This is a genomic window from Oceanobacillus jordanicus (genome assembly GCF_022095695.1).
In the GTDB taxonomy this organism is placed as follows: domain Bacteria; phylum Bacillota; class Bacilli; order Bacillales; family Amphibacillaceae; genus Oceanobacillus_B; species Oceanobacillus_B jordanicus.
In genome coordinates this window covers 260740-278463 of record NZ_JAIFZM010000002.1, presented here as the reverse complement: position 1 = coordinate 278463, position 17724 = coordinate 260740, and the positions used below count along the sequence as shown (strand labels likewise).

Sequence of the window (17724 nt, the reverse complement as noted above, 5' to 3'; positions counted from 1 at the left end):
TTCATAGGTGTCATACTGTAAATATGTTACTAAAACAATACTAAAAATTCAGGAGGTTTGTCATGCCAATTAATAAAGAAAAAAGATCTTTTTACCATGATATAGCACCACTTCGTTTAACAGTAGAAGGTCACTATGGTAAAAAAGAGGTATTAGCCTTCCGTGATAAAGAAGGCTTAGTTCTGACAAAAGAAGAGGTAATAGAAGCAAGAAAGGAATTCCTGAAAGATATCGAGAAAGCTGCAGAATTTTATGCCGTTCCGGGAATGGAGGAAGTAATCCGCAAAGAAAATATAAAAAAAAGTATTGCCTCCTTGTCATTTCTGATAGAATTTCAGAAAAAAGAAAATGGAAAACTCATGATTCCGGATGCTAATTTGAAGCAATTACATTTCAAAACCAACTTAAAGAGGGATTGGAACTTTACATGTGGCGGATGCGGTCAGAAAACATCTAGAAAAGGTAATAAACACTACTATGGTATCGATTTCCCCTGCCTTCCTAGCTTATACCATTCAGCCGAAAGAGCTTGCTCCGTGGAGTGTGGGCAGCATATATGGAATGAAGTACTTCGGAATTGGATTTACGAAAATGATTACCAGGACGTGTTTGCGTTACATTTGTAATACCTGTTATTGTGGCCATTTAACGAAGCTACGTCATTAGTTATTTAATTAATTGGTTTAGCTCATCTGTCATTTGCTCAACTAATTCAGGTCTTCCATGAAATTGAGCAGGAGTATTTTGAAAGAGCTCGACTTGCCATGCATTATTTTTCTTAACTGCAACCAGCGTTTGATGAGCATTTACCGAGGGCTCAATTTCTGTTTTCCCAGGTGGAATCATCCCTGCAATAGCATGCAAAATTGCAGCCTCCGCCCCCAATGCACGAATATCTTTAACTTTCGTTATAAAAGGAGCAGTAGGGTGGTTTTCAAAGATAGGTTCGAGGTGCGATAAGATTTCCTCTCTTCCAATTACCTTACTTCCATCAAAACCAATTTGAACTCCTTGTACTGCGAATTGTGCAGCCATTCCTTCTGCATCCCGATTATTCCATGTATCTATTAGTATTTGGTAAAGACTCTTTATTTCATCTTGAAATGAACTATTCATATTCTATTCCTCCTCATCCTTCAGCTTCTTTCTATAGTACTGTTTTTCTTTCTTTGTACTACTAAATGTTTTCTGTGTTGGATAGTGAGCTTTTGCAAACGAGCCACCACTCACATCCTTTACTGTATTTACAACAGTAAACGCCTCTTCATCGACCTCACGGACCAATTTTTTCAAATAAAACAATTGCTGTTTTGGAACGACCACATAAATTAAATTCTCGTCTTTCCCATTTTCATCATTTTTACCTTCCAAAATCGTTGTATGAGCACCAAGATTCCCTCGGATAGAGCGAGCTACTGATTCGCTGTAATCTGAGAATATATGAACGATCTTTTTCGACTCAAACCCTTCTAAGACGTAGTCCGTCACTCGTTTCCCAATAAATAAAGCCACTACGGTATATAATGTTAAAATTGGACCAATAACTAAGACTCCACCTACTACAACCAAAGCATCTAACACAAAGTTTACTGTTGTTAGTTCCCAGCCAAATTTGTAATTTAGCATTTTTGCAATTGTGGACGTTCCACCAATCGTACTTCCCGAACGAAAAACGAAACCAAAACCAATTCCAGTGAATACCCCGGCATAAAGGGCAGCAAGAAGAGGATCACCCATCGCAGATCCTAAATCCTCCATCAGGAACAGAAATAGAGAAAATAACGAAATCGCAGCAATCGATTTTATTATCATCGCATTGGGTAAGTAACGATAACCAATTAATAAAATAAACCCATTTGCAAGAAAGGCCACCAATGCAGGAGACCAACCTAAACCAAAATAAAGTAAGAGGGATAGCCCGGGGATACCGCCCTCCGCAAGAGAGTTAGGCATTGCAAATATAGCTACTGAAAAAGCAAAGAAAAAAGTACCCAGTACCATGAGTCCAAAATCTCTCATATCGCACTTCCTTTATCTTTCTGATTGATGATTAGTATATAAGTTTTTCCTTTATGTTGCACTAATTTCGTGAAAACTATTTGGTATACGATATGTTAAAGAACGTGGGTCTTTGAGGCTGTATGTGCTGAATTTTATGACATTGGGGGAATTGAGGAAGTGATTACTCCTTATCATTCGAAATATAAAACGAAATGAAAAATTCATGATATGGAACAGCGTAATTATACAAAATAATTATCAGAACATGTTTGAGTTGGAGTAAACAGTTAAAAAGCTATCACCGCATCCATCATAACTACAACGTCTCATCCAATTTTTGAATCTTTGAGTGGGAAAGTGAAAATACATTGCCCAAGATGTCGATTTTGTCTCCCTTCACACGTACTGCGCAATCTTTATTTGACACATTAACATCCATTTCTTCCGATAAGGGAGACAGTTCACTTTGAACTAGCATCATTCGGATCGAAAAAAGGAAATTGAGAAAAGTAAAATTTGATAAATTAGCAAAGTCATAGAATAATGTGCATAGTTGATAAAATCATTGCTTAGGAGAACTAAAATATGAAATTAAAAGTATATACAGTAAGTTCATTTGCTAAAACATTAGAAGGGGGCAATCCAGCCGGAGTTGTGCTTGATGCGGATTCTTTATCAGAAAAAAGTATGAAAAAGATTGCAGGTGCAATTGGTTTTAGTGAGACTGCCTTTGTCATGAAGTCAGATTCAGCACATTTTAAAGTAAGGTTTTTTACCCCTGAAGAGGAGGTAGACCTTTGTGGACACGCTACCATCGCAGCATTTTATGTACTCTTAAGTAAGGGTTTAATAAAGCCTGGAATATTTCTTCAAGAAACAAAGGCAGGAATTTTAAGTGTGGAGGTAAAAGAAGATTCATCTATTATGATGGAACAAAACGTTCCAAGTTTTTATGAGACTGTAAATAAAAAGGAAATAGCTGATTCCTTGAACATTACAGAAAATGAAATGATAGATGTACTTCCAGTGCAAATTGTTTCAACTGGTCTCAGGGATATACTTATTCCTGTAAAAAATATCGACATATTAAATTCAATTAAACCAAATTTTGAAGAAGTATCCCGAATTAGCAGTAAATATAATACGATAGGATATCATGTTTTTACATTTGAATCTCTCTATGGCTCCAATGCTTACTGCCGGAATTTTGCACCATTATATGGTATATGTGAGGAGTCAGCTACTGGCACTTCCAATGGTGCCCTTGCTAGTTATCTACACAAGTACGGAAACACCAAAATGGGAAGTGATCACCAATTTGTAATGGAACAGGGTTATTCAATGAAAAAGCCTTCAGAAATAATAGTGGAATTAATAGTTGAAGGGCTAGTAGTAACTGGAGTCAAAGTTGGTGGGAAGGTAATGAATTTAACGGAAATAGGAGTGGAAATATGAAAGTGTTCAGTACTATCGAGCAAAAACTGTTCATTTATTACAATGCTACTATCTTTTTGATGCTGCAAGACAAGATATTTGCTCCTTCATCTCCCCCTACCTTAATTGTAGCTGAGGTCTTATTTTTTAGCCTTTTCTGCTTAAATTACTCTACAAATGTAGATTTAGTAAAACCACCATTATATTATCCAAATATAGGATTGGAAAATTTTCATGATGGAGCATTGTATAAAGAGTACCTCCTAATGGGCGGCATTTCTATTTTGATTGGTATATTAATACTTTATGGTAATGCTTTATTTGGTGCGTATATGGAGATAACAGGATCTGCCGGCCCTAACACTATTGCTGAAATATCATCTCTCTTACTACGCAATTGTTTGCTTTGTAGTTGGATTGATTTTTATTGCTTTTTCTTTTTTAAAAATAAAGTGAAACTTCAATCAGTGGGGGTTTTCATTCTTCCCCCACTGATTGTTAGTTGAACGAATCGGGGGGTTAACGTCCGTTTACTCCCACTTAAACATCACTGTTTCACCTAATGTTTTAAAGTGGGAGACCTACGGACGGTTGCACCGGGATAAAATAAATATTAGCATTCATCCTCAAAGTATTAAAAACCTCAAGTCTATTGAGTGAGGTTTTTCTATTCTTATGCAGCTACTTTGTTTGTCGGTCTAGGGTCTATTAGATTAGCTTGAATTAACCTTTTTCTGACATTAATTCCGAGCCAACTAGCTAAATATGCCTTGATAAGCCCAACTACAATAAATGGATAAACTCCTGCGGCTAGAGCTTGATTCCAAGTCATATCCAATACAATTTTCAACTGAACCGCTCCAAAAACAAGCGTAATAATCATTCCAACAGTGTTGGCTACCATTGCCATCGTTATATTATGTTTTGTTTTTTCTAAGATAAAGCCTGTTACAAACGCTGTGACAATAAAGCCAAATATGTATCCGCCGGTTGGACCAACTAATACTTGTACTCCACCTTTATATCCAGCAAAAACTGGTAAACCCACTCCCCCTAATAAGGCATAACAAGTCATTGCAATCGCACCGTACCTGCTACCAATAATCGTTGCCGTTAACCCTACTGCTAATGTTTGCCCACTAATAGGAACAATTGGCAGTGGAACCTCAATTTGTGCCAATACCGCTGTTACAGCTGCAAAAATACCACATAAACTAATTGCTCTTAATTTTGATTTACTCGTAATCAAAAGTTGACCCCCTATAGGTTTATTATTGTTAACCTAAAAAATACATGGTTAACAATAATAGGTTACCATACTTTTTTGGACAAGGATAGGATTTTTCTTAGCTGGTAATAAGTAACCTATTTTTGTTCTGCCGACTTTACCTAAACTCCAAACCCCATTAACCATTATGATGCATGCAGGGTATTAATGGTTAATGAGATAGTTCCAAAATACGCGGATTTATCATTCCTACCCTCAGTTATAAAGTTAGGATTTACGTAGAGATCCTTTGTCTTTTCACTCTTAAGTGCTTATGACAAAATTTGTCGCGCTCCCACGTTAGTTGAATAAGAAAGAAGCTGCTAAAAACAACTCCTGTTCTTAAACGATGCACCAATTAGTGAAAAAGTGGCTTTTTATAAAGTGAAACTTTAATCAGTGGGGGTTTTCATTCTTCCCCCACTGATTGTTAGTTGAACGAATCGGGGTGTTGAAATTGTTGCAACTAATCCCACGTGATTTGTCACTTGAGAAATAGCTGTTAGATTGACTACTGGATCAAAACACCTAAATGTAGTTTTCGTTTTTGCCATTTATTTACACGTCAAAATACATCATGATTTATTGTCTTTTATCCTCTTTTTTTAAAGAAATATACTTGGTCATGTAAGCTATTAGTTCATGGTCAAACCGCCATCTACTGTGAAATTTTGGCCTGTAATACCGTTCGCGTTTTCCGAAGCTAAATAAGCGACCATATTGGCTACATATTGAGGTGTAGTCACTTTCTTCAATGGTGTTGATTGAGCAATTAAATCGAATACTTCTGGTGTTGTAACAGCACTGGCGTCTGTCTCTTTTAATAATCCACCTGAAACTACATTCGCTTTTATACCATATTGTCCTAATTCGGAAGCTATATTACGTGTAAAACCTATTAATCCAGCTTTAGCTGTAGTATATTCGTGGTAAGGTACAACAGGATTTTGATATAAATTAGTACCTATACTTATAATACTTCCATTTTGTCGTTCAATAAATTGAGGTATGACGCTTTGAACTATATTAAAAGCTGCTTTTACCGTACCATCTAGTTGTTTTTGATAATCCTCCCATGTAAGTTCTGTGAAGCTTTTCTGTTTGATTGGATCAAATTTGAAGTCTACTAATGCATTATTGACCACAACATCAATTTGCCCAAAATAATCTGTTGCTTGTTTTATCAATTCATCTACTTCTTTAAGATTTGTTACATCAGCCTGTATGGCAATAACATTTTCTTCCCCAATCTCAGAAACGAGCTTCTCAGCAGCATCTTTGCTTTTATAGTAATTGATCACAACCTGAAATCCTTGTTGTGCCAACGTCTTTACAATAGTTGCTCCTAACCCTCTGCTACTACCTGTTACTAATACTGTTCTAGTCATCCTAACAACTCCTATTAATAAAAATGATAGATAAAATAAAAATACGCAACCATCCCATAGGAAAGCTGCGTAAAAACAAATAACTACATATTAAAAATAAGGCATAATCGCCCTTTAAGTATGTATTAGAGTTTACACTTTCCTACGCTAGTTTCAACTAGTTCAGGTTCAAAGGGTTTGAGTTCTATACTCATCTCAGTTAAATAACACCCCTAGTGTATATATTAAGTTATATGCCATGTTATAGCTTTACGGGATTTATGTCAACCAAATATGGCTAGTTAAAGTATTTCTATAACTTTGCTATTCTTAAATTAACATGTTATATCTTCTTTCATATAACAAATTAGTTGTTGCACAGTATAGGTCTATTGCGTAATACTGAACCACTAGAATGATTGTATTGGTAAATTTCAATAGCTGCAGATTTTATCCTGAAGTTAAAGGTATCTACATCTGTAATTATGAAGAAATAGAGCGGGCGTAATATATAGGAGTTAATAAGTGAAGCGGAGAGATCAGAGTAGCTTGTCTTATCTTTTGATGTTTGCTGAACTCTAATTTTAACCTCCAAGCCCCTCCACTAGGAATACTACCAAGGAGGACTCATTACCATGTGGCAAGCCTTGAAAAGAACAACCTTGCCAAGCTGGAGCGAGAGTTTGAACCATCATTTATGAAACATACTCATACTGAATGGCGCCACTACTAGTAAATATATAAAACAGCCATTGAAACTTAGTGACTCCAATGGCTGTTTATCTTTTTTTAATTTTTTCGTCTTAGTGTATATAATTATCTCAAGAGCTCAGCGGGATGTCTATCCTCTAAATCTATTCAAACACTCTTCCATGTCAATAATTCTACTCTAAATCACAGCTTCTAGCTCTTTAGCTCTCTTCGCTTCCTTTGCCATTGCTTCCATTGCGACTTGGTTCAGGTAATTGACTGGTTTATTGTAATGTGGCTGGAAAAAGAAATCTGTTAAAGCTAGTTGTTCAATCGTCATATTGTCGGAGATCCCAACGCTTATTGTATTAATTGCCTGTGTAAAGTCAGCATCAGAGATGACTTGCGCACCAACAATACGATGTGTTTCTAATTCATACACAAGCTTCAATTGAATAACCGCATTTTCTGGCATAAATTCCGGGCGATAATTATCTGTGATCAACGCGCTCCCTACAGATAATCCTGCTATCTTGGCACTTGTTTCCGTTAATCCAGTTGAGGCAATGTTATGATTGTAGATCTTCAACCCTGACGTACCTTGTGTCCCAGGGTGAGGTAACACAGGACTTACGAGGTTATGCGCCACAAGCGTCCCCATTCTTACCGCGTTTGTTGCTAATGGGATATAAGTCGGTTGCTGGGAAGCATTATTATATACCGCACAGCAATCCCCCGCTGCATACACATCTTCCCTGCTTGTTTGCATATATTCATCCACGATAATGGCACCATTACCTAACATATCCACTTGACCTTTAACTAGTTCTGTATTTGGTTTAAATCCAATACACATCACAACAAGGTCCGCCTTATACTCTCCTTTATCCGTGATTACCTTTTCTACTCTATTGGCTCCTTCGAATTTCGCAACCGTTTGACCAAGGGCCAAGTTAATGCCACGTTGTTCAAAAGTCTCTTCTACTGGTGCTGTGAATTCCTCATCTAAATAACGATTTAAAATGCGTTCTTCACTATCAATTAAGGTGACGTTTTTTCCATTTTCCTCAAATGCTTCCGCAAGCTCAATCCCAATGTAGCCTGCTCCGACAACTACCACATTGCGAACTGGTTCTGAACGTTTGATAATCTCTTTCGCATGGTAGAAGTTCTTACATAACAACACGTTATCTAAATTGGAACCAGGGATTGGTGGTGTTACTGGCCAAGAGCCAGATGTAATGATCAACTTATCATAGCTATAGTTTGTTGTAGTATTTGTTTTCATATCTTTTGCTTGTAATTGTTTACGATCAATATCACAGGAGGTCACTTCATGATTCATATGCATCTGTACACCTTGTTTTTCAAATTGTTCTACAGAAGCATAAAACAGTCCATTCGGATCTTCTACCACTCCGCCTACATAAAGCGCAATTCCACAAGATAGGAAAGAAACATTATCGTTCTTTTCAAAAACATCGATTTGTGCGTTAGGGTAAAGATTTAACATATTATTAATCGCTGCTGTTCCCGCGTGTGTACATCCAATAACTGCTACTTTCATTATTCAACACTCCCACTGTTTAGTTTGTTCAATACTTCACATGTTATTTTATACTAGCTCCATGTGATTATGTTTTTATTATAATACATTGTTCAGTATTTCACAATATAAAACGAAAAACTTCACGGTTTTGACACAAGTGTCCTATCGTTACCTCCAAATTAGAATTCAGCTAATGGAATTATATCTTCCTCGCTGCAAGGCAGTCCGCTGCATTATTCTTCTTTCATTAGAGGGCATAACTTCCATGATGATCACCCCTTCATTAGATAATAATAAAAGCGTAATTTTCATTTGTTGCTTACTAAATTAAAACGTTTCGTGCCAACGACTCATGTACTCGTTGGCACGAAACAATAAATAGCAAATACTAATTCATGATATGGTCATCATTATTGAAAGCTAAATCAATTCCTTTAAAAGTGTAATACTGTTCGTCTTTCAAGGCTACTGCATCAATATTATTCTGCTGAGCAATTTTTTGTAAAGGATATCCAAATAAGTCAAAGCTTTTTGAGATTTGCCCCCCTAACACAATTTTATCTGGTTGAAAGGATTCAATATAAGGTTTTAACATCTCAGCTAAGTTCTTTCCGAAAACCTTAAAAGTTTGGATAGCTGATCCCTCTTTTTCTATTGCAAGGAGAGAGATGTCTTTCACGGTACTGTAACGATTAATATCAATTCCGTTAGACGAAGCTAATTTGAGAATGCCTCTTATCGAAAAATAATCATCTACGATTGACTCTTTATATGGAGTTTGATAAAGGTAACCTTCTAACGGGATGTTTTTTTGGTTTCTTATAATTTTTCCTTCATCTAGAAAGGCAGATCCTAATCCTGTTCCAATTGTCAAACAGATTAATTTTTGCTCTGAAAGTTCCTCACTTACGCCGACGCCAAATAAACGGCAGTCATTCTCAAAACGAATTATAATTTGATCGTTTACCGGAAGACGAGCAGCGCGTAACCTTTTTAGTATTTCGTCGCGAATATTCATTTCGTATAATGTATCAAACTTCCCTATGCCTTTCATGTAACTAACACCATTTTGATAATCAAAAGGACCAGGAAAAGTCAATCCAATAATTAATTGGTTTATACTTTCTTTGTTGTAATCTCTTAAGTATTGGTAGAATAGATCTTCAATTACTATTTTAAAATTGTTGAGAATCGCATCTGCATCTAGATATGAATAAGTATGGTATTTTTTTATGGTTGAAGTATTAATTCGATGATTTTCAATAATACATCCTTTTATGAAAGTTCCACCGACATCTAAGGCAAGCATTAAACGATGATTTGTCATAATTTATATCACCCTTCTCCTAAAGTTCACTTTTAAATTATTATTAATCCGATTTTAATCTCGATCTGAACTCTCCTGGTGGAATGTCCATTACTTTCTTAAATACACTTGAAAAATAGTGAACCGTATCATAGCCAACTTTTTGAGCAACTGTTTTAATGGGTAAATCTGTTGTAGCAAGTAATATAGCGGCTTTATTCATTTTTTCTGAACGTACATATTGCGAAAACGTGACGTCAAGATGCTTTGTAAATAGTCTTGAAAGATGACGATAAGAAACGTGAAGGTAGTCTGCTACATCATTTAACTTTAAAGAAGTGGCTAAATTGTCATTTATAAACAATTTAGCATTATAAATAATCGCATTTGATTCAAGCTCTCTAGACTTTTTGAGTTCACTATCTTCGAGAGCCATAAGTTGTTGGTAGAAATTTTGAATAATAATTTTAATGAGAGTACAGGCCAAAGGTTCGATGATTTCTTTTGTAAATATGGTTTGTTGATTACTCTGAATTAGGATTTCTTTCCATAACAACCCCAGATTAAATTGATCGTTTAATAATAAATGCTCAAAGTTCTCTACACTTTCTATTCGATCGAAGAATTTCATTAATTCCTCTGTCTTTGTTAACGAATAAGGTTCAAAAGCAAAAAATAACATATTCAAATTTGATTTATCTTTTAGTTGAAACTCTGTGTATGGTTTTAAAATAAATAAATCCCCAGGGATGATGTGATAATCCTGTTTGTTATAAATAAACGTACCTTCTCCGTTTAAAATATAGTACATTTCATAATATTTACTAGAGAAGTCATTTCGTAAAGAGTCTCCTCCACCCCAAAAATAAAGGTATAAATTCATTTTTTCACTTTCTACATAGTTGATATGGTGATTTAAGTAATGATTTCCTTGATTTATTGTCGTGCTCTCAATAAGAATGTCCATACTTAACATTCATCCTTTTGGCTTTTATTAGTTCTAAGTTATTACTTTCTTTAATTCAGATACCACATACAATTCCCTGTGGTTAGATGAAAACTTACACTTATAAAGATGAAATGATATACATGATATTTAGCAAGATTGGTTTGGACATTCGTAACATTCAATTTACAAGAGACTTAAAGCGTATTACAGTCATAATTGTAACTTTATTGCTAATGATACTATACTATCTTTCAGAGGATATTCAATTCATTTTAAATGTAATGTCCGAATTTTATAAATATAAGGCTTAATATTACAAATACAAACTTTAATCACTACTATATATTTTAAGTTAGGTGAATGATATGATGAATAATTATTTTTTAGCGTTTGATGTAGGTGGACAATTTATAAAAGGAGGTGCTTTCGATCAACGAGGTGAGTTTATAAATTCTTCTTTTTCTTTTTATCCAGCTAAAAGTCGTAAGAATGCGGAGGTGATTTTAGATAATTTAACAAATATAATCTGTAATCAAATTAATAGAATTTTAGATGAAAATTACTTAATTAAAGGAATAGGTTTTGCCTTCCCTGGGCCATTTGATTATGAAAATGGAATTTGTTATGTAAAAGGTGTCGATAAATATAACTCTATTTATGGAGTTAATATTCAAAAAGAAATCTTGGAGCGCTTATCGAAAAGAAGAATATTTAACCAAATTTCAAGAGATGCTATTTTCTTTTTCCAAAATAATGTAAGCATGTTTGCTATGGGAGAATGGAAAAATCGAGAACTTGACAGCATAATCAATCGAGGGCTTTTCTTGACTCTAGGAAATGGAGTAGGTTCAGCATTTTTAGAGAATAATACAATTATTACAGATCGCTATGATGTGCCTCCTAACGGTTGGATTTATAATCTTTCATTTCATGATTCGATTATTGATGATTATCTATCTCACAGAGGAATAATTAGAATGGCCAAAGAAATCGGTGTTGCCGAAAACATAGATGAGATTATAGAAAAGTATGAGTTAGGAGATTATAAAGCGATCGAGTTATTTAACAAGTTTGGGCACTATTTCAGTGAAGTACTTACCACTACAAATAAAGAATTTAAGCCAGATGTCATTGTTATTGGTGGTGAACTTGCTAAAATATTTAACTACTACGAAAGTGGCTTGATGGAAAATTATGATGATAAAAAAATGCCAATCATGTTGAGTAAACAAACAGAACTGTCTACGTTTAAAGGATTATTTGAGCATTATAAACGATTCTAGTTTATTTTTAGAAAAAATTATCTGATTTTTAATTTTATACAAATAATTAAAAATAGTGGGTTCAGGAAGGAGTTTGTCAAGATGATGAAAAAGTTTATTTTTACACTTCTAATGGTGGCTAGTATAAGTATCCTTTTAGTCGCATGCGAAGGAAGTAGTGAGGGTAGTAAAAATACTGTCGATTATTATTCAGACTTAGCTGATGATGAACCAACTGTTAAAAAGATCTCCGAAGAAATTGATTTACCTATAAAGTTTACAGGTTATTCCGATGGTCAAGCTTATCAAACTGCTGTTTCACAATCTTTAGGGAAAGAAAATTCACCTGGAATTTTTAAGTGGTGGAGTGGCTATCGATTGAAAGATTTAGCTACCACCGGGCAAATTGCAGATTTAACAGCTGAATGGGAAGATTATTATACCGAAGCAGGAATCAATCCTGAATTAGCTGATGCTTTCACAGTAGATGGAAAGGTATATGGAGCACCATTATCTGTTTTATATAATGTTGTCTTTTATAATAAGAAGGTTTTTGAAGAGTATAATCTATCTCCACCAGAGACATTTGATGATTTCTTAAATATTGCAGAAACGTTAAAAAATGAAGGAGTTATACCATTAGCAGTTAAGAATGATGGATGGGCAAGTTTTGTGTGGCTACAATTTTTCCTTGGCGCTTATGACCCTGATCTTTATACAGAGTTAGTGGAAGGAAATGTGTCTTATGAAGATGAACGGGTTGTAGAGGCGTTAAGTGCTTGGCAATCAATGATCGAAAAAGGATATTTCGGCGAACCGGTAAAAGCTGTAGACCAAACTAAACAGTTTGCTAAAGGCGACGCTGCAATGACGTATGAACCACCTATTTTTATTAAAGGACTAGAAGATGATTATGGTATGGAAGCAAATGAAGATTACGGCATGTTTGTCATCCCTTCTATGGATGGTACTACCAAACCAGCCATTTTTTATGAAGCATCTCCTTTAGTAGTTTCAGAAGCAAGTTCTCAAAAAGAAGAAGCGAAAGAAGTATTGCGTGAATTGGAGACAAAAGATGCCTTTGAAATTTATGCAAAAGAATCTAAAGCTGCGTTTGTAGAAGGTGTTAAGACTGGAAATGAAATTAGTGATGAAATTAATGAAATTGCAAATAGTGATGATTATATTTTGAAATTACGTTATTACGAATCAACTCCGTCGGCAATTGTGAATGCTGCAACAGAGAATTTATGGGAGTTTTTCTACAATCCAAGTGATGAAAGTCTTAAAAAAGCACTGGAAAACATTCAGAAAGTGGCAGACGAAGAAGAATTTTAAAGTTAGTTCATGATACAGCGCATTTAAAAACAAATGAGTTTAATAGTTTTTGTTTTCATTAAAATTAAAGCGTTTTCAAAAACTGCCATGCCTGTCTTCCTACTGTTCAACAAATTTCATATAACCTAATTTTTCATGACAGGCATGTCATTTTTTCAGGACACCATTAACGGTTACGTTGCTTAAAGAGGGAGGCAAGAAAATGGAAATTGCAAAATCGAAACTTTCGATGAAAAGTAAATTAGGCAAAATAATACCATATTTATATTTGGCCCCTTCTGTAATACTGGTCGGTATTTTTTGTATCTACTCTGATGTCTTCTCTTTAATTGTAAGTTTTGCAGAGTGGGATGGATTAAATGAAATGAAATTCATCGGGTTTCAAAATTACATGAATATGTTTCAAGATCCGAATTTTTTATTATCATCTCTCAACACGTTAATTTGGGTTGTTGGTACATTGCTCATCCCGGTTGCAATCGCTTTGCTCTTTGCAATTGCTATTACACACGTAAAAACACAATCCTTTTTTAAAACTGTATTTTATTTACCAAATGCATTGTCCCAAACCATTGCTGGTATTATTTTAACAACCATTCTAAGCACTTATGGTTTACCACATTTACTTGGTGTTATGGGCTTTGATAGTTTAGCTAACGATTGGCTCACAGTGCCGTATTTAAACACGTTAATTATGGTCGTTTCTAGCGGCTGGCAAGGAATAGGTTTGAACTTAATCTTATTTATTGTCGGATTGAATCAGATTCCGAAAGAGCCGATTGAAGCAGCAAGAATTGAAGGTGCGCAGGGGATTAAGTTATACAGAAAAGTTGTTCTCCCCCTATTAAAGCCAATCATGCTTATCGTACTACTCATGTCTTTGGTTAATAGCTTTAAATCGTTTGATACAATCTGGGTTATGACAAACGGAGGCCCTTACAGAACTTCTGAAACATTGGCGGTAACGATGTACAAAGAAGCGTTCGTGAATAATCAGTTGGGCTATGGTTCAGCGATCGCAATGTTCTTGTCAGTCACTGTTTTAATCATCTCGTGGCTCTTATTGCGAGATACCTTTAAAGGTGAGGAGTGATGATATATTTATGAAATCCTATAATGATAGAAGTAGAAAAAACATAAGTATATTTCTTTCGATTTTTGCTTTTTTATGGTTTCTCCCATTTTTATATGTCGTGATAAACAGTGTTAAATCAAGAAAAGAATATAATTTAGGTGAGTTTTGGGACCTTCCTAAAAGTTTTTCAATTGTAGAAAATTTTGTATATGTAAATGATCGCATAGACTTTATGATGGGGTTTCTAAATAGTTTGTTTTACGGTGCAATTGCCACGACACTAGCAATCTTATTTGCTTCCTTAGCAGCTTATGCCATATCGTCGTTAAAAATAAAAGGGAAAATGTTTTGGTTTATGTTGATATACAGTGGAACAATATTTCCATTTCAAATGTATATTATCCCAATCTTTCGTATGTATTCAAATGTAGATTTATATGATACCAAGATAGGCCTATTAGTTGTATACACAGCACTTTGCATTCCTTTTTGTTTATTCGTATTAAGAAACTACTTTTATTCGATTCCTAAAGAATTAGTGGAGTCTGCAAAAATGGATGGTGCATCTGATTTTAAAATTTATTTAAGTATATTTATGAGAATGGCGAAGGCCCCAATAGCTGCTTGTTTCTTATTTCAATTTACATGGGTATGGAATGATCTTCTCTTTGGTCTAACTCTTTCTAAGTCAGCAGAAGCAAGGCCAATAATGAGTTCATTGTCTTTACTGAACGGAGCAGCTGGCACAAATGATGTACCTTCTGCTTTATTAGCGGCAATTATTGCGTCCATACCAACTTTATTTATATTCTTGATCTTAAATAAGAGCTTCAATTATGGTTTTCCTACTACTTCAAAGTAGTAAAAATTTAGTGAGGAAATAAGGAGGATATTTATGAAAAAGAAAATGAAACTTTTTGTTGTTCATCATTCCCATACAGATATTGGCTATACAGAACGCCAAGAAAAGATAGAACGATACCATGTTGATTTTATTAAGCAGGCTATTGATATTTTAAACCTTATTCATGAGGGAAATGCAGCGGAGTGGAAAGGATTTCGTTGGACATGCGAGAATACGTGGCAGGTTGAAAACTTTTTGAAGTCAGCAAATGATGCGTATATTAACGATTTTAAAAAGTATATCCAAAACGGGGAAATTGACGTCTCGGGAAATTATTTAAATATGACAGAACTCGTTGACCAAGAGGTATTAAACAGAAAATTAAAAGCTGGGGTAGAACTGGTTGAGTCTTTGGGATATAAACCAACTAGTGCAATGACAGCTGACATCAATGGATATGCTTGGGGATACGCGGAATCATTGTATCAAAATGGAGTGGAAAATTTATTTTCTTGCATCCACCCTCATCATGGACTTTTCCCGCTTAATCAAAAGCAAACCCCTTTTTATTGGGAGTCACCAGAAGGCAATAAAGTATTAGTTTGGGTGGGAGATCACTATCATGTAGGAAATGAATTAGGTTTAGTTCCTAATGGCGGGACGAGTTATACAATACGTGATGAACTATCATTGAAAGTGCATTCTGAACCTTTTAAAGTCGCAGAGAAAAGAATTTATAGATATATTGAAAACCTACTTGATGAAAATTATCCATTTAATTTCGTTCCAATTATGGCTTCTGGAGTAATTAGTGACAATGCTCCTCCAAATGGAAGGATAATAGAATTTATAAATGCATGGAATGAAAAACATCAAGAGAATATAGAGATTGAAATGGTAACCTTAAAAGATTTTTTTAATGTATTACGTGAAAACGACAAAGATGTTCCAACTTACAAAGGAGATTGGAATGATTGGTGGGCTGATGGTGTAGGTTCTACCCCACTTGGTGTGAAGCAATTCCGAGAAGCCCAAAGAAAATATAGATTGAGTCATAAATTAGATCCTAAACAAGAGATATGTGATGATAAAAAAATAGAACAATATGTAGACAACAGTATGAGATACGCGGAACATACTTGGGGATATTCTACTTCCGTTTCTGAACCTTGGGATGGCCTAGTGAATAGCTTGCAACAACGAAAAGCAGGTTATGCTACTAAAGCGGATGAATTGATTTCTGAGAACCTAGATTTGATTCTAGCTGAAAAAGGAGAAGTCTCCCTTATTCCTGATCGTAAGAAAAAGTATAAGGTAATTAACCCCCATTCGGAAAAGGTTACAGATACAGCAAGTGTTTTTATTGGTCATTGGGAAAAGTTTGATGAAATGCAGTTAAAAGATGAAGAACTCAACAGATTCCTAGAAGTAATAGATTCCGATACAAAAGAAGCCCTTCCACATCAAATTGTTCCAACTGCAAGCAATGGCTATAATTGTGAATTTCTTATTACGCTAGAACCTAAAGAAGAAAGAATTGTAGAGATTCGTCAAAAAGAAAATCCGACTTACTATACGGCTAAAAATCATGCACATATCGGTGCAGAAGGAATACAGGATATTCAACTTGTAGATTTCGAAAGTCGTAAACATCATGTCTCATCGCACTATGTTGAAACGTCTTATTATAAAATTACGCTTGATGAAACAGTTGGCATTAAAAGTATTATAGACAAAAGTGATAATGCTGAATTGATTCGAAAAGATTTGAAATATAACCCCTTTATTGGGATTTATGAGCAAACAGAAATAAAAACGAACCCAATTGAGGAAAGAAGAAATATGGGGAGAAACAGAAAAAGTGTATCAACTAAAAGATATTCTGCAAAACTTACCGATATACAAGTACACGAAAAAGGAGAAGTTTATTCATTAATTGAGCTTTATTATGAATTGGAAGGAACCAAGCATTATTCCGTTCAATTAAAAGTTTACAATGATTTACCAAAAATATCTGTGAAATTAAAAATTCATAAAGAAAGTTACTGGATGCCTGAAAATCTATATGCATCTCTTCCGTTTACAACTGGCCAAGATGAACAATTATATGTGGAAAAAACTGGAAGTATTGTCCGCCCTGGCATTGATCAACTTCCTTATACAAACCAAGAATTTTATTTATTACAGGATGGATTAGCTTACGTTAGTAAACAAAAAGGTGTAGCTATCGCTTTAAAAGACGCTCCTTTAATTAGTATGGGGAACCTAGAACATCATCTAATTAATCTGTCAGAATCAGAAAATGAAGAAAAGAATCAAGAGCCAGTCTACACTTGGATTATGAATAATTTCTGGGAAACAAATTTTAATGTGGATTTAGCAGGTTTTTATGAGTTCTCTTATCATATTGCGACCTCTTCTCATTACAATAATGCAGAGGATGCTATTAATGCTTGTAGACTTTTAAACGAAGGGTTAATCGCATTTAATATTAGTGATGATTCCACAAATATTCAACAAAAAGGAAAGCGTCTTCAATAAGTCGCGAAGTGCTAATTATATATAACCTTTAAAGAATCAAACAAAAACTTGGAAGAAAAGTATAATAATCATTCTTCCAAGTTCTTTCGTTCTTTCAACAT

Annotated in this window: 15 protein-coding genes, 1 pseudogene and 1 riboswitch; of the genes and pseudogenes, 8 read left to right on the top strand and 8 right to left on the bottom strand. The window is 34.7% G+C overall.

The annotated features are described in order from the left end of the window. The first annotated feature begins 62 nt into the window (after positions 1-62). Complete coding sequence (locus K3T81_RS03390) at positions 63-626, top strand: hypothetical protein (protein WP_238018249.1); 564 nt, start codon at positions 63-65, stop codon at positions 624-626. Between the two features lie 40 nt (positions 627-666). Here the strand turns inward: K3T81_RS03390 and K3T81_RS03385 are convergent, their stop codons facing one another. The 3 genes and pseudogenes from K3T81_RS03385 to K3T81_RS03375 all read right to left on the bottom strand — a co-directional run. Next, positions 667-1116, bottom strand: a complete 450-nt coding sequence (locus tag K3T81_RS03385; RefSeq protein WP_238018247.1) for an SgcJ/EcaC family oxidoreductase — start codon at positions 1114-1116, stop codon at positions 667-669. A 3-nt stretch (positions 1117-1119) separates the two neighbouring features. Then, positions 1120-2019, bottom strand: a complete 900-nt coding sequence (locus tag K3T81_RS03380; RefSeq protein ID WP_238018245.1) for a YitT family protein — start codon at positions 2017-2019, stop codon at positions 1120-1122. Positions 2020-2317: 298 nt separating this feature from the next. Continuing rightward, positions 2318-2539, bottom strand: a pseudogene (locus K3T81_RS03375) (cyanophycinase); the annotation flags it as partial. Between the two features lie 47 nt (positions 2540-2586). Between K3T81_RS03375 and K3T81_RS03370 the strand changes: the two are divergent. Both K3T81_RS03370 and K3T81_RS03365 read left to right on the top strand, forming a co-directional pair. Continuing rightward, the gene (locus tag K3T81_RS03370; protein WP_238018243.1) at positions 2587-3456 is read left to right on the top strand and encodes a PhzF family phenazine biosynthesis protein; all 870 of its coding nucleotides are present in this window, start codon (positions 2587-2589) and stop codon (positions 3454-3456) included. Beyond that, positions 3453-3941, top strand: coding sequence for a hypothetical protein (locus tag K3T81_RS03365; protein ID WP_238018241.1), 489 nt, complete (start codon positions 3453-3455; stop codon positions 3939-3941). The genes K3T81_RS03370 and K3T81_RS03365 overlap by 4 nt, the downstream gene beginning before the upstream one ends. Positions 3942-4108: 167 nt before the next feature. On the opposite strand, the gene K3T81_RS03360 is transcribed toward K3T81_RS03365, so the two are convergent. From K3T81_RS03360 to K3T81_RS03340, 5 genes are all read right to left on the bottom strand, one after another. Then, on the bottom strand, positions 4109-4681 hold the full coding sequence (locus K3T81_RS03360; protein ID WP_058951186.1) for a biotin transporter BioY: 573 nt from the start codon (positions 4679-4681) through the stop codon (positions 4109-4111). Positions 4682-5337: 656 nt separating this feature from the next. Next, complete coding sequence (locus K3T81_RS03355; RefSeq protein WP_238018239.1) at positions 5338-6090, bottom strand: 3-oxoacyl-ACP reductase; 753 nt, start codon at positions 6088-6090, stop codon at positions 5338-5340. 122 nt (positions 6091-6212) lie between these two features. Continuing rightward, positions 6213-6314, bottom strand: a riboswitch (TPP riboswitch). A gap of 644 nt (positions 6315-6958) precedes the next feature. After that, entirely contained in the window at positions 6959-8326 is a 1368-nt protein-coding gene (locus K3T81_RS03350; protein WP_238018237.1) for an FAD-dependent oxidoreductase, read from the bottom strand. A gap of 370 nt (positions 8327-8696) precedes the next feature. Then, a complete protein-coding gene (locus K3T81_RS03345; protein WP_238018235.1) occupies positions 8697-9635 on the bottom strand; it encodes an ROK family protein in 939 nt (312 codons plus the stop codon). A gap of 43 nt (positions 9636-9678) precedes the next feature. Beyond that, positions 9679-10581 (bottom strand): helix-turn-helix domain-containing protein, encoded by a 903-nt coding sequence (locus tag K3T81_RS03340; RefSeq protein ID WP_238018234.1) that lies wholly within the window; start codon positions 10579-10581, stop codon positions 9679-9681. Positions 10582-10931: 350 nt separating this feature from the next. On the opposite strand from K3T81_RS03340, the gene K3T81_RS03335 reads away from it, so the two are divergent. From K3T81_RS03335 to K3T81_RS03315, 5 genes are all read left to right on the top strand, one after another. Beyond that, positions 10932-11846: an ROK family protein gene (locus K3T81_RS03335; protein WP_238018231.1), complete on the top strand. Its 915-nt coding sequence runs from the start codon at positions 10932-10934 to the stop codon at positions 11844-11846. 81 nt (positions 11847-11927) lie between these two features. After that, positions 11928-13163, top strand: a complete 1236-nt coding sequence (locus K3T81_RS03330) for an ABC transporter substrate-binding protein (protein ID WP_238018230.1) — start codon at positions 11928-11930, stop codon at positions 13161-13163. 202 nt (positions 13164-13365) lie between these two features. Further along, positions 13366-14256 (top strand): carbohydrate ABC transporter permease, encoded by an 891-nt coding sequence (locus K3T81_RS03325; protein WP_238018228.1) that lies wholly within the window; start codon positions 13366-13368, stop codon positions 14254-14256. A 10-nt stretch (positions 14257-14266) separates the two neighbouring features. After that, positions 14267-15100: a carbohydrate ABC transporter permease gene (locus K3T81_RS03320; RefSeq protein ID WP_238018226.1), complete on the top strand. Its 834-nt coding sequence runs from the start codon at positions 14267-14269 to the stop codon at positions 15098-15100. A gap of 33 nt (positions 15101-15133) precedes the next feature. Next, a complete protein-coding gene (locus tag K3T81_RS03315) occupies positions 15134-17623 on the top strand; it encodes a glycoside hydrolase family 38 N-terminal domain-containing protein (RefSeq protein ID WP_238018224.1) in 2490 nt (829 codons plus the stop codon). The last annotated feature ends 101 nt before the right edge of the window (positions 17624-17724 follow it).

Bases quoted from the DNA above. Each gene is read 5' to 3' on its own strand.
- K3T81_RS03390 (WP_238018249.1), top strand. From the start codon at position 63: ATGCCAATTAATAAAGAAAAAAGATCTTTTTACCATGATATAGCACCA.
- K3T81_RS03385 (WP_238018247.1), bottom strand. From the start codon at position 1,116: ATGAATAGTTCATTTCAAGATGAAATAAAGAGTCTTTACCAAATACTA.
- K3T81_RS03380 (WP_238018245.1), bottom strand. From the start codon at position 2,019: ATGAGAGATTTTGGACTCATGGTACTGGGTACTTTTTTCTTTGCTTTT.
- K3T81_RS03370 (WP_238018243.1), top strand. From the start codon at position 2,587: ATGAAATTAAAAGTATATACAGTAAGTTCATTTGCTAAAACATTAGAA.
- K3T81_RS03365 (WP_238018241.1), top strand. From the start codon at position 3,453: ATGAAAGTGTTCAGTACTATCGAGCAAAAACTGTTCATTTATTACAAT.
- K3T81_RS03355 (WP_238018239.1), bottom strand. From the start codon at position 6,090: ATGACTAGAACAGTATTAGTAACAGGTAGTAGCAGAGGGTTAGGAGCA.
- K3T81_RS03350 (WP_238018237.1), bottom strand. From the start codon at position 8,326: ATGAAAGTAGCAGTTATTGGATGTACACACGCGGGAACAGCAGCGATT.
- K3T81_RS03345 (WP_238018235.1), bottom strand. From the start codon at position 9,635: ATGACAAATCATCGTTTAATGCTTGCCTTAGATGTCGGTGGAACTTTC.
- K3T81_RS03340 (WP_238018234.1), bottom strand. From the start codon at position 10,581: ATGGACATTCTTATTGAGAGCACGACAATAAATCAAGGAAATCATTAC.
- K3T81_RS03335 (WP_238018231.1), top strand. From the start codon at position 10,932: ATGAATAATTATTTTTTAGCGTTTGATGTAGGTGGACAATTTATAAAA.
- K3T81_RS03330 (WP_238018230.1), top strand. From the start codon at position 11,928: ATGATGAAAAAGTTTATTTTTACACTTCTAATGGTGGCTAGTATAAGT.
- K3T81_RS03325 (WP_238018228.1), top strand. From the start codon at position 13,366: ATGGAAATTGCAAAATCGAAACTTTCGATGAAAAGTAAATTAGGCAAA.
- K3T81_RS03320 (WP_238018226.1), top strand. From the start codon at position 14,267: ATGAAATCCTATAATGATAGAAGTAGAAAAAACATAAGTATATTTCTT.
- K3T81_RS03315 (WP_238018224.1), top strand. From the start codon at position 15,134: ATGAAAAAGAAAATGAAACTTTTTGTTGTTCATCATTCCCATACAGAT.